The sequence below is a fragment of the Enterobacter cloacae complex sp. IR53030 genome (assembly GCF_049238365.1).
GTDB classification, from domain to species: Bacteria; Pseudomonadota; Gammaproteobacteria; order Enterobacterales; family Enterobacteriaceae; genus Enterobacter; species Enterobacter kobei.
In genome coordinates this window covers 56724-68311 of the sequence record NZ_JBMKHA010000017.1, presented here as the reverse complement: position 1 = coordinate 68311, position 11588 = coordinate 56724, and the positions used below count along the sequence as shown (strand labels likewise).

Here is an 11588-nt window from a genome sequence, read left to right as displayed (position 1 = left end):
CGATTGCGCCCATTATGATGCCGCGCCCCGTCAGGGAGTAATGACGCGGGTTTAACCATTTCACCATATTAATGATGATTTTTTTGAGGACTTATGGGCAACACTAAGTTGGCTAATCCGGCTCCGCTGGGCCTGATGGGTTTTGGCATGACCACTATCCTGCTGAACCTGCACAACATCGGGATGTTCCCGATGGATGGCATTATCCTGGCGATGGGCATTTTTTACGGCGGCATCGCACAAATCTTCGCGGGTCTGCTGGAATATAAGAAAGGCAACACCTTCGGCTTAACCGCCTTCACCTCTTACGGCTCGTTCTGGCTGACGCTGGTCGCTATCCTGCTGATGCCTAAAATGGGTCTGGCAGACGCAGCGAATGCCCACTTCCTGGGCGTGTATCTGGGTCTGTGGGGCGTCTTCACCCTGTTCATGTTCTTCGGCACGCTGAAGGGGAACCGCGCGCTGCAGTTCGTCTTCCTGAGCCTGACCGTACTGTTCGCCCTGCTGGCCATCGGCCACCTGGTGGATAACGAAGGCATCGTACACGTTGCAGGCTGGATTGGCCTGGTATGCGGCGCAAGCGCTATCTACCTGGCCATGGGTGAAGTGCTGAACGAGCAGTTCGGCCGCACTATTCTACCGATTGGTGAAAAACACTGATTCGTCTGTCGTGCCCGCCTCGCGGGCACGATTTTCCCCTGACTGCCGAAGCCAAATCCCCAATACCAGCCCCATTAACGACAACGCCAGCACGTACCAGGCCGGCGCCAGGGGAGACACACCCATTAATACCGTCACCGCAATCGGCGTCAGTCCGCCAAAGATGGCATACGAGACGTTGTAAGAAAATGAGATGCCGGTGAAGCGCACCTCAGGCGGAAACGCGCGTACCATCACATACGGTACCGCCCCGACAACGCCTACGCACAGGCCTACCACACCGTACAGCAGGAACAGCTGTTCAGGGTGGCTGCCTGCCAAATGGTAAAACGCCCAGCTTGATACGGCCAGTAACAGGCTGCCGACGATAAAGGTCACGCTGGCACCGAAACGATCGGCAGCCAGCCCGGCGGCAAGACAGCCAAAGCAAAGCATAATGGTCGCGATACTGTTCGCCTGTAACGTCACTGCCGGGGCGAACCCGTACTGTTTTTGCAGCCAGACCGGCGACATCAAAATCACCACCACGATGCCCGCCGAGAGCAGCCAGGTGAGCAGCATCGACACCACGACCGCTTTTTTATGGCGCACCACCACGGCTTTGACCGGCAACTCCTGAGCCAGCGCTTTGCGCTGCTGCATCTCAAGGAAAATCGGCGTCTCCTGCAACCAGCGACGCAGGTACATCGCCACCAGGCCAAACGCTCCGCCCAGCAGGAACGGTAAGCGCCAGCCCCAGTCGTGCACAGCCTGCTGCGTCATGCTGGTGTTTACAATGGTCGCAACGATGGAACCAAGCAAAATCCCCACCGTTAACCCCGCGGTTAAGGTGCCGCAGGCGATACCAATGCGGCGCGCCGGAACATGTTCCGCAACAAACACCCACGCCCCCGGTACCTCACCACCGATCGCCGCCCCCTGAAGAATACGCATCAGTAGCAGCAATAACGGGGCAACAATACCCATTGAGGCATAGGTTGGCAGCAGGCCAATTGCCAGCGTCGGCACGGCCATCAGCAGGATACTCAGGGTAAACATTTTCTTGCGCCCGACCAGATCGCCAAAGTGCGCCATCACAATGCCGCCCAGCGGACGTGCCAGATATCCGGCAGCAAAAATGCCGAAGGTTTGCACCTGTCGCAGCCATTCCGGGATATCCGCCGGGAAGAACAACTCCCCTACCACAGCGGCGAAGAAAACAAAGATGATGAAGTCGTAAAACTCCAGCGCGCCGCCCAGAGCGGCGAGCGTGAGGGTTTTGTAATCCTGTCGATTCAGAGGTCGGGTGTTATGTGACATAGCGAACCATTGTGCATGTGTTGTGGATTATTTTTTACAGCAATCGTAAAGAAAAAATTACTATATCGTAAATCCATTTACACGCCACTGCGGCTGACGCTAATGTCACATTTTAATTAATTTCAGGAGATTGTCTCGCGGCGGGCGCTTTTAGGACGAAATGCTGCTACCACTTTGTCGTCCGTCTCGACGTACGGCCCCTCCAGCAACTGTATACAATACGGTACACTTGCAAAGATGCCGTGGACGATGACGCTGCCATCCTCCGCTTTCAGTCCTTCCAGCGTCTCTTTGATGGACTTCGGCTGGCCTGGCAGGTTCAGAATCAGCGCCTGTTTGCGGATCACCCCCACCTGGCGAGACAAAATGGCTGTCGGGACAAAGTGTAGACTGATCTGACGCATCTGTTCACCGAAGCCTGGCATTTCACGATCGGCAATCGCCAGCGTCGCGTCCGGGGTAACATCGCGGCGCGCAGGGCCGGTTCCGCCCGTCGTCAGCACAAGGTGACAGCTCATTTCATCCACCAGCTCACACAGGGTCTGCTCGATGATTGGCTGTTCGTCCGGGATCAGGCGGGTCTGGATCTCAAACGGGGTGGTCAACGCGCTTGCCAGCCACTCTTCCAGAGCAGGGATGCCTTTATCCTGGTAAACGCCGCTGGAGGCGCGGTCGGAAATCGACACTAAGCCGATGCGTAAGGTATTCATATCCATTCCATTCAAAAAGTACTGATTAAAGGGAATGATACACGCAGAGGGGAAATTCAGACAGAGTACGAAAGAAGTAGCGTGACCGGGGACCCGGTCACGCAGAATGATTACAGCAGGTCGCCGATCATTTTTTCCAGTTTTTCCTGGTCAATAGCAAACTTACGGATACCGTCCGCCAGTTTGTCTACCGCCATTGGATCCTGGTTGTGCTGCCAAAGGAACTCGGATTCAGTGATGCGCTCTGGGCGTGCTTTCACTTCACCGGTGTAGGACAGTTTGCGCTCGATGGTACCTTCGCTTTCTGCCAGCTCTTTCAGCAGCGCAGGGGCGATGGTCAGGCGGTCACAGCCAGCCAGTTCGATGATTTCACCGACGTTACGGAAGCTTGCGCCCATCACCACGGTCTCATAACCATGCTGTTTGTAGTATTCGTAGATTTCAGTCACGGAAACCACGCCTGGATCTTCAGAAGCCGCGTACTCTTTCTTGTCGGTGTTGGCTTTGTACCAGTCCAGAATACGGCCTACGAACGGAGAAATCAGGTATACGCCAGCTTCAGCACAAGCACGCGCCTGCGCGAAGGAGAACAGCAGGGTCAGGTTACAGTTGATGCCTTCTTTTTCCAGCTGCTCCGCCGCGCGGATGCCCTGCCAGGTAGACGCCAGTTTGATCAGGATACGGTCGTTGCTGATGCCCGCATCGTTGTACAGTTTGATCAGACGTTTTGCTTTAGCAATTGACGCTTCGGTGTCGTAGGACAGACGTGCATCCACTTCGGTGGAGATACGGCCCGGGACCAGTTTCAGAATTTCCAGACCGATGTTCACGGCCAGTTTATCAGTGGCATCCACAACCTGCTGCGCGCGGTCATTGCTCTGTGCTTTCGCCCAGGTCACGGCCTCGTCAATCAGTTTGCGATACTCAGGGATCTGTGCGGCGTTAAGGATCAGAGAAGGGTTAGTTGTGGCATCCTGCGGCTGGTACAGCTTCATTGCCGCGATATCTCCGGTGTCAGCTACGACAGTGGTGAACTGACGAAGGGAGGTCAATTTATCCGTCATGATAGTGTTTCTCTTTTAACGTGCCCTGGATAATTCACGCTACCGACAGCATGCCTGCAGCGGAAAAATGACAGGTTTACTTGTTAGGGGGATGTAACCGGTCTGCCCTGATGATAACACGACGGAGGGGTAGCGCAACCGCAGACAGTGCGCTTAGGCAGAGTATGATAAACTGAGAATATTAACAGGCTGCTAAGCAACAGCATGCCCAATCAGTGGTAGCGCTTACATATTCACATTGGCATCAACAAGAGGGACGTTAATGCCTGATTTCTTTTTCTTTATTAACGAAGTCCTCTGGGGCTCGATAATGATTTACCTGCTCCTGGGAGCAGGTATCTGGTTTACGCTACGCAGTGGGTTTATCCAGTTTCGCTATATTCGCAAGTTTGGCAGAAGTCTGAAAAACAGCGTCACGCCCCATCCGGGCGGACTCACCTCGTTTCAGGCGCTGTGTACCAGCCTTGCGGCACGCCTTGGCAGCGGCAATCTGGCAGGCGTTGCGCTGGCCATCAGCGCAGGAGGGCCTGGCGCAGTGTTCTGGATGTGGGTCACGGCACTTCTGGGGATGGCCACCTCTTTCGCCGAAAGTTCGCTGGCACAACTCTACAAAGAGAAGGATAAAAGCGGACAGTTTCGCGGCGGCCCGTCATGGTATATGGCGCGTGGCTTAGGGATGCGCTGGATGGGCGTGCTGTTCTCGCTTTTTTTACTGTTCGCATACGGCCTCATTTTTAATACCGTCCAGTCAAACTCGGTTGCCCATGCTCTGCGCTATACCTTCTCCTGTCCGGAGTGGCTCACGGGCAGCGTGTTAGCCCTCTTTGTTTTGCTCGCCATTTCTGCCGGCCTTAGGGGCGTCGCCCGCCTGATGCAGTGGCTGGTGCCCATTATGGCTCTGCTCTGGGTTGCCGCGAGTCTGGTCGTTGCAGCACTGCATTTCGAACAGGTTCCGGGGGTCATTGCGTCCATCTTTAAAAGCGCCTTTGGCTGGCGAGAAGTCGCATCAGGCGCGCTGGGCTATACCCTGAGCCAGGCATTGATGGCAGGTTTTCAACGAGGCATGTTCTCCAATGAAGCCGGAATGGGTTCCACTCCCAACGTCGCAGCGGCCGCCTCTTCGTGGCCGCCACACCCGGCTGCGCAGGGTATTGTGCAGATGATCGGCGTCTTTATGGATACGGTGATCATCTGTTCCGCGAGTGCCATGATCCTCCTGCTGGCCGGCCCGGTCCCCCATACCTCGGATGCTGTCGGGATACAATTTCTTCAGCAGGCGCTGGTGAACCTGACCGGCGGCTGGGGGGCTGGCTTTGTCTCGCTCATACTGATGTTGTTCTCCTTCAGCTCAATTGTGGTCAACTATCTGTACGCTGAAAACAACCTCATTTTCCTGAGATTCAACGCTCGCCCTGCTATCCTCCTGCTTCGCCTGGGGGTGATACTGATGGTGTTCGCGGGCGCCCTTCTGACGATGCCTATGATCTGGCAGCTGGCGGATGTCATTATGGCGCTAATGGCAATCACTAACCTGACGGCGATCCTGCTGCTCTCCCCCGTTGTGACGCTTATTGCCAAAGATTATCTTCGCCAGCGCAAGCTGGGGGTTGCCCCGGTATTTGATGCATCACGTTACCCCGAAATTGCGTCACAACTTGCCCCTGGCACCTGGGATGATTTGCCCCGGCGATAACAGCTATCGATCAATTCAGGGCGATTTTTTGTTAAAGTCGCTCTAAATTTCCTGCAAGGACTGGATATGCTGATTCTGATTTCACCTGCAAAAACGCTCGACTACCAGAGCCCGCTCGCCACTGAGCGCTATACCCAGCCAGAACTGCTGGATTATTCACAGCAGCTGATCCGTGAAGCGCGCAAGCTCTCTGCGCCGCAAATCGCCTCGCTGATGGGCATCAGCGACAAGCTGGCGGACCTGAACGCGACCCGATTCCATGAATGGCATCCGGATTTCACCCCTGCTAACGCGCGTCAGGCGATTCTGGCGTTTAAAGGTGATGTCTATACCGGTCTGCAGGCGGAAGACTTCAGTGAAGCCGACTTCGATTTTGCCCAGCAGCATCTGCGTATGCTGTCGGGTCTGTATGGCGTACTGCGTCCGCTGGATCTAATGCAGCCGTACCGTCTGGAGATGGGCATTCGTCTGGAAAACGCCAAAGGCAAAGACTTGTACCATTTCTGGGGCGAAATCATCACCGATAAGCTGAACGCGGCGCTACGCGCTCAGGGCGATAACGTGGTGATTAACCTGGCATCCGATGAATACTACAAGTCGGTGAAACCGAAAAAGCTGGATGCGGAAATCATCAAGCCGGTCTTCCTGGATGAGAAAAACGGCAAGTTCAAGGTCATCAGCTTCTATGCCAAAAAGGCGCGGGGCCTCATGAGCCGCTATATCATTCAGAACCGCCTGACCAAGCCGGAGCAGCTGACCGATTTTAACAGCGAAGGCTATTTCTTTGACGAAGACGCGTCGGGGAAAGGCGAACTGGTCTTTAAACGCCACGAACAGTAAAACAACACCCCGCCTGCTGGCGGGGTGTTGCATTAATGGTGCTTCCAGTCCGGCCCTGGATGGCGATCGTCATGATGATGGTCGTGTCGATCGTCACGATCGCGATGTTCGTCATGCGGGCGCCAGTGGTTATCACGCCAGTCATAATGCGCCTTCCACCAGTCGTGGTCGCGCCAGCGGCCGCCGTCCCAGTAATGCCCGCTGTTGTCCCGGTCGCCAATCTGCAGTTTAACCGCCGGTACGAGGGTGATTTCGGATGCCTGTGCCGCCATGGGAGCGACCAGCACCAGTGAAAGCGCGATGAGTGCAGGTTTCAGTGTAGACATCTGTGACTCCTTATTCTTCTTGCCCAACGTGGGCCGATGTAAGGAGAGTACGCGAGGGGAACGGGGGATGTTATTCTCTGCAATCCTAAACGCTAAGTGACCGCATTTATTGGGAATTTCTGCTTTTTTCCTGCTTTATTCCTCCTTATTTTCTTCACAAAAAAGCCGGGTGGCGGCTTCGCCTTTCCCGGCCTAAAGATCGGTGCTGCTTTTGCCGGGTGGCGCTGCGCTTACCCGGCCTAAAAACCCCGTAGGTCCGGTAAGGCGTAGCCGCCACCGGGCAACACAATCACGCGCGAGTCATCATCAACTTACGCAGCGCGGCAAAATCCGCAGGCAGCTCGTGTGACAGCAGCGGCAGGTCGGCACGCTCGGCCAGCTCTTTTGGCAGCGGCAGCGTTTCGCCCAGGATCGCTTCCACGCTCTCTTTGAACTTGGCGGGATGGGCGGTACCGAGGAACAGACCATATTCCCCCGGGTTGAGCTGGTCGCGCAGTGCGCGATACGCAATTGCCGCGTGCGGCTCAGAGGTATATCCCACCGCCTTCAGCTCGCGCATGGTCGCTTTAGTGGTCTCATCCGTCACCGCCGCGTAGCCCAGGTCCACCAGACGCCATACCTTGCGGCGGAACAGCTCTTCCACGCGCGGCCAGTTGTTTGGCTGTGACACATCCATGGCATTGGAGAGCGTCGCCTGCGTCGCGTTCGGTGCCCATTTCCCGTCTTTCAGGAAGCGCGGCACGGTGTCGTTGGCGTTGGTAGCGGCGATAAAGCGCTTCACCGGCAGACCGAGCGATTTCGCCAGCAATCCCGCCGTCAGGTCACCGAAGTTACCGCTTGGTACGGACACCACCAGCTGATTGCGCGCTTCCTGTGGCAGCTGTGCTACCGCTTCGAAGTAGTAGCAAATCTGCGCCAGCAGACGGCTGATGTTGATGGAGTTGGCGGAATTCAGCCCCAGCGCGGCCTTCAGCTCTTCATCATCGAACGCCTGCTTGACCAGCGCCTGACAGGCATCAAAGTCACCGTCGATCGCCACGGTCTCAATGTTGCCGCCGAGCGTACAGAACAGTTTTTCCTGCAGCGGGCTGATTTTGCCTTTTGGATAGAGGATCACCACGCGGACGTTTTTCAGGCCGTAGAACGCATGCGCGACCGCGGCACCGGTATCGCCGGAGGTGGCTGTCAAAATGGTCACCGGCTTGTCGCCGCTGATGTGGGTCAGCATCTGCGCCATAAAGCGGCCACCGAAGTCTTTAAACGCCAGGGTCGGGCCGTGGAACAGCTCCAGACAACCGACGTCAGGCTCCACCTGCTGCACCGGAGCCGGGAAGGCAAACGCCGCACGCACGCGCTCTTCCAGCAGCTCCTGAGGGATTTCGTCGCCGATAAACGCAGACAGAATTTTGGTGCTGCGGGTGACAAAGTCCTGCTTCAGCAGTTCATCAATCTCGGTCAGCTGAAATTCCGGCAGGTCATGCGGGAAGAACAGCCCCTGATTTTTGCCCAGCCCCTGAGTCACTGCCTGCGCGAAGCTGACCTGCTCGTTATGATCTTTAAGGTTATAGAGTTTCATTCGTTATCCCAGTACTCGTGCGCCAGCCGTGTCCAGACGGCAAATATGAACAAAGCCTTCCTGATTTTGCAGGTAGTGTTTAGAGAGCCAGTCCGCCACGCGCTGCGCGGTGTCTGGCTTATCGCACAGGGCGAACAGCGTCGGGCCGGAGCCGGAGATGCCGCACGCCTGCGCGCCGATATCCATGGCGGCCTGTCGCGCCTCGTTAAAGCCAGGCAGCAGCTTCGTGCGGTACGGCTCGGCAATGACATCTTTCATCAGCTTCGCCGCCAGCTGCGGCTGACGGGTATAGCAGGCGTGGATAAAGCCCGCCAGATGACGTCCGTGAGCAATACAGTCCTGACGACGATATTGCGCAGGCAGGATCGCACGCGCTTCCGCGGTAGAGACCTTAATCCCCGGATATGCCAGCACCCACAGCCACTCATCAAACCCTGGCACCTGCTGGCTGATGATGCCATTTTCTTCGATCATCAGTTGCATACCGCCAAGGAAGCACGGTGCCACATTGTCGTAGTGGATACTGCCGGAGATACGCCCTTCCAGCTCGCCCATTAACCCCAGCAGGCGGCTGTTATTCAAAGGCTTGCCGCAGTGCTCGTTCATCGCCACCAGCGCGGCAACCACGGAACAGGCGCTGGAGCCCAGCCCCGAGCCAATCGGCATACTTTTTTCCAGCGTCATGGCGACCGGCACGTTTTTGCCGATCTCCTGACAGAAGCGTTCCCAGCACTGATAGACGATATTCTCGCGCGGGTCAGACGGAAGTTTGCTGGCGAATCGGCCCACGTTATTGAGGCTGAAACTCGCCGCCGCCTCAACCGTAACCGTATCGCCCAACAGCGAACCGTCCACCGGCGTGACCGCCGCACCCAGCACATCAAATCCGACGCTCATATTGGCGCTGGAAGCCGGGGCATAAACTTTGACCATGTTAAACTCCTAACTTCCATGACAGGGTACGCAACAGATCGGCAAACACACCCGCCGCTGTAACATCGTTCCCTGCGCCATAGCCGCGAAGCACCAGCGGCAATGGCTGATAATAGTGGCTGTAAAACGCGAGGGCGTTTTCGCCGTTTTTGACTTTGTACAGCGGGTCGTTGCCATCCACTTCGGCAATCTTCACCCGGCACACGCCATCTTCTTCAATGTTGCCAACATAGCGCAATACCTTACCTTCATCACGGGCTTTCGCCACGCGCGCGGCAAAAGCATCGTCAAGCTGGGGTAAATTCGCCATAAAGGTGCTGACATCACCGCTGCTGTCAAACTCGGCTGGCAACACGGGTTCAATCACAATGTCCGAAAGCTCCAGCTCGCGACCGGTTTCGCGCACGAGGATCAGCAGCTTACGCGCCACGTCCATGCCGGAGAGATCGTCACGTGGATCCGGCTCGGTATAGCCCAGCTCGCGCGCGGCGCGGGTGGCTTCCGAGAGGCTCATGCCCTCGTCCAGCTTGCCAAAGATAAACGACAGGGAGCCGGAGAGAATGCCGGAGAAACGCTGCAGTTCGTCGCCCGCATTCAGCAGATTTTGCAGATTTTCGATAACCGGCAGGCCTGCGCCCACGTTGGTGTCGTACAGGAACTTACGGCGCGACTTGCTCGCCGCCAGACGCAACTGGTGATAGTAATCCATCGACGAGGTGTTGGCCTTTTTGTTCGGCGTCACCACGTGGAAGCCTTCGCGCAGGAAATCCGCATACTGGTCGGCAACGGCCTGGTTTGACGTACAGTCGACAATCACCGGGTTAAGCAGATGGTACTCTTTTACCAGACGGATAAGGCGACCCAGATTAAACGGCTCTTTCGCCTCTTCCAGCCCGGCCTGCCAGTTTTCAAGATTCAGACCATGCACATTGGTCAGTAGCGCTCTGGAATTGGCAATACCGCAGACGCGCAAATCGATATGCTTCTTCTTGAGCCACGCCTGCTGACGCTTCACCTGCTCGAGCAGCGCGCCGCCGACACCGCCCACGCCAATCAGGAACAGTTCAATGACCTGATCGGTATTGAACAGCATCTGATGCACCACGCGCACGCCGGTGGTGGCATCGTCGTTATCCACCACAACGGAGATAGAACGCTCAGACGAGCCCTGGGCAATCGCCACGATATTGATGTTGGCGCGGGCCAGCGCGGCAAAGAACTTCGCGGAGATACCGCGCAGGGTGCGCATCCCGTCGCCCACAACGGAGATGACGGCCAGACGCTCCTGAATGGAGAGCGGCTCCAGCAACTCCTCTTTCAGCTCCAGATAGAACTCTTCTTCCAGCGCACGGCGCGCGCGCAGGCAGTCGGCCTGCGGCACGCAGAAGCTGATGCTGTACTCGGAAGAGGACTGCGTGATCAGCACCACCGAGATACCGTTGCGTGACATTGCGGCAAAGACGCGCGCCGCCATGCCGACCATGCCCTTCATCCCAGGACCGGAGACGCTGAACATCGCCATGTTATTGAGGTTGGAGATGCCTTTCACCGGCAGGCCATCTTCATCGGAGCTGGCACCAATCAGCGTGCCTGGCGCTTGCGGGTTACCGGTGTTTTTAATCAGGCAAGGGATCTGGAACTGGGCAATCGGGGAGATGGTACGTGGGTGAAGCACTTTGGCGCCGAAGTAGGAAAGCTCCATCGCTTCCTGGTAAGACATCGACTTCAGCAACCTGGCGTCCGGTACCTGGCGCGGGTCGCAGGTATACACGCCGTCGACGTCAGTCCAGATCTCACAACAGTCTGCGCGTAAACAGGCAGCCAGCACGGCGGCAGAGTAGTCGGAGCCGTTACGGCCCAGCACCACCAGCTCACCCTTCTCATTTCCGGCGGTAAAACCCGCCATCAGGATCATGTGGTCAGACGGGATTTTGCTCGCGGCGATACGGCGGGTTGATTCGGCAATATCAACGGTAGATTCGAGGTAGTGGCCCACCGCAAGCAGTTTTTCAACCGGATTGATGACGGTCACGCCGTGGCCACGCGCTTCCAGCAGGCCAGCCATGATGGCGATTGACAGTTTCTCACCGCGGCAGATCAGCGCCGCGTTGATGCTGTCCGGACACTGGCCCAGCAGGCTGATACCGTGCAGCACATGTTTGATCTGAGCAAACTCCTGCTCAACGAAAGACTTCAGCTGTGCGAGCGGGAAGCCGGGCTGTGCCTCCGCCAGCCCCTGCAGCAGCTCAGCGAAGATACGCTCGGCGTCGCTGATGTTCGGAAGTGCATCCTGACCACCGATGGTTTTTTCAATCATCGCCACCAGATGGTTCGTGATTTTTGCCGGGGCAGAGAGCACGGTCGCAACCTGCCCCTGCCTGGCGTTGCTCTCCAGGATATCGGCAACACGCAGAAAACGTTCTGTATTTGCCACTGATGTACCGCCGAACTTCAACACTCGCATGGTTCTACCTCGTTTCCTTTAGC

Annotated in this window: 10 protein-coding genes; 3 read left to right on the top strand and 7 right to left on the bottom strand. The window is 56.7% G+C overall.

The window, feature by feature from the left end; translation table 11 throughout:
* Positions 1-93: 93 nt before the first annotated feature.
* Positions 94-660, top strand: coding sequence for an acetate uptake transporter (satP, locus tag ACOTXR_RS17210; protein WP_023332055.1), 567 nt, complete (start codon positions 94-96; stop codon positions 658-660).
* Here the strand turns inward: satP and ACOTXR_RS17205 are convergent.
* The 3 genes from ACOTXR_RS17205 to tal form a co-directional block, all read right to left on the bottom strand.
* Positions 637-1959 (bottom strand): MFS transporter, encoded by a 1323-nt coding sequence (locus ACOTXR_RS17205; protein WP_050862289.1) that lies wholly within the window; start codon positions 1957-1959, stop codon positions 637-639. The genes satP and ACOTXR_RS17205 overlap by 24 nt on opposite strands.
* A 122-nt stretch (positions 1960-2081) precedes the next feature.
* A complete protein-coding gene (gene mog / locus ACOTXR_RS17200) occupies positions 2082-2669 on the bottom strand; it encodes a molybdopterin adenylyltransferase (protein WP_032637529.1) in 588 nt (195 codons plus the stop codon).
* A gap of 110 nt (positions 2670-2779) precedes the next feature.
* Positions 2780-3733, bottom strand: a complete 954-nt coding sequence (gene tal, locus ACOTXR_RS17195; RefSeq protein ID WP_014882487.1) for a transaldolase — start codon at positions 3731-3733, stop codon at positions 2780-2782.
* A gap of 262 nt (positions 3734-3995) precedes the next feature.
* Here tal and ACOTXR_RS17190 point away from each other — a divergent pair, with 262 nt between their 5' ends.
* Positions 3996-5426, top strand: a complete 1431-nt coding sequence (locus ACOTXR_RS17190) for an alanine/glycine:cation symporter family protein (RefSeq protein ID WP_023336743.1) — start codon at positions 3996-3998, stop codon at positions 5424-5426.
* A gap of 66 nt (positions 5427-5492) precedes the next feature.
* Positions 5493-6266 carry a peroxide stress protein YaaA gene (gene yaaA / locus ACOTXR_RS17185; RefSeq protein WP_058690243.1) on the top strand — a complete coding sequence of 258 codons (774 nt, stop codon included), beginning with the start codon at positions 5493-5495 and terminating at the stop codon, positions 6264-6266.
* A 32-nt stretch (positions 6267-6298) separates the two neighbouring features.
* Here the strand turns inward: yaaA and ACOTXR_RS17180 are convergent, their stop codons facing one another.
* From ACOTXR_RS17180 to thrA, 4 genes are all read right to left on the bottom strand, one after another.
* Positions 6299-6592: a DUF2502 domain-containing protein gene (locus ACOTXR_RS17180; RefSeq protein WP_014882484.1), complete on the bottom strand. Its 294-nt coding sequence runs from the start codon at positions 6590-6592 to the stop codon at positions 6299-6301.
* Between the two features lie 289 nt (positions 6593-6881).
* Positions 6882-8168 (bottom strand): threonine synthase, encoded by a 1287-nt coding sequence (gene thrC, locus ACOTXR_RS17175; protein WP_023332051.1) that lies wholly within the window; start codon positions 8166-8168, stop codon positions 6882-6884.
* A gap of 3 nt (positions 8169-8171) precedes the next feature.
* Entirely contained in the window at positions 8172-9101 is a 930-nt protein-coding gene (thrB, locus tag ACOTXR_RS17170) for a homoserine kinase (protein ID WP_014882482.1), read from the bottom strand.
* 1 nt (position 9102) lies between these two features.
* Entirely contained in the window at positions 9103-11565 is a 2463-nt protein-coding gene (gene thrA, locus ACOTXR_RS17165; RefSeq protein WP_058690244.1) for a bifunctional aspartate kinase/homoserine dehydrogenase I, read from the bottom strand.
* Between the last annotated feature and the right edge of the window lie 23 nt (positions 11566-11588).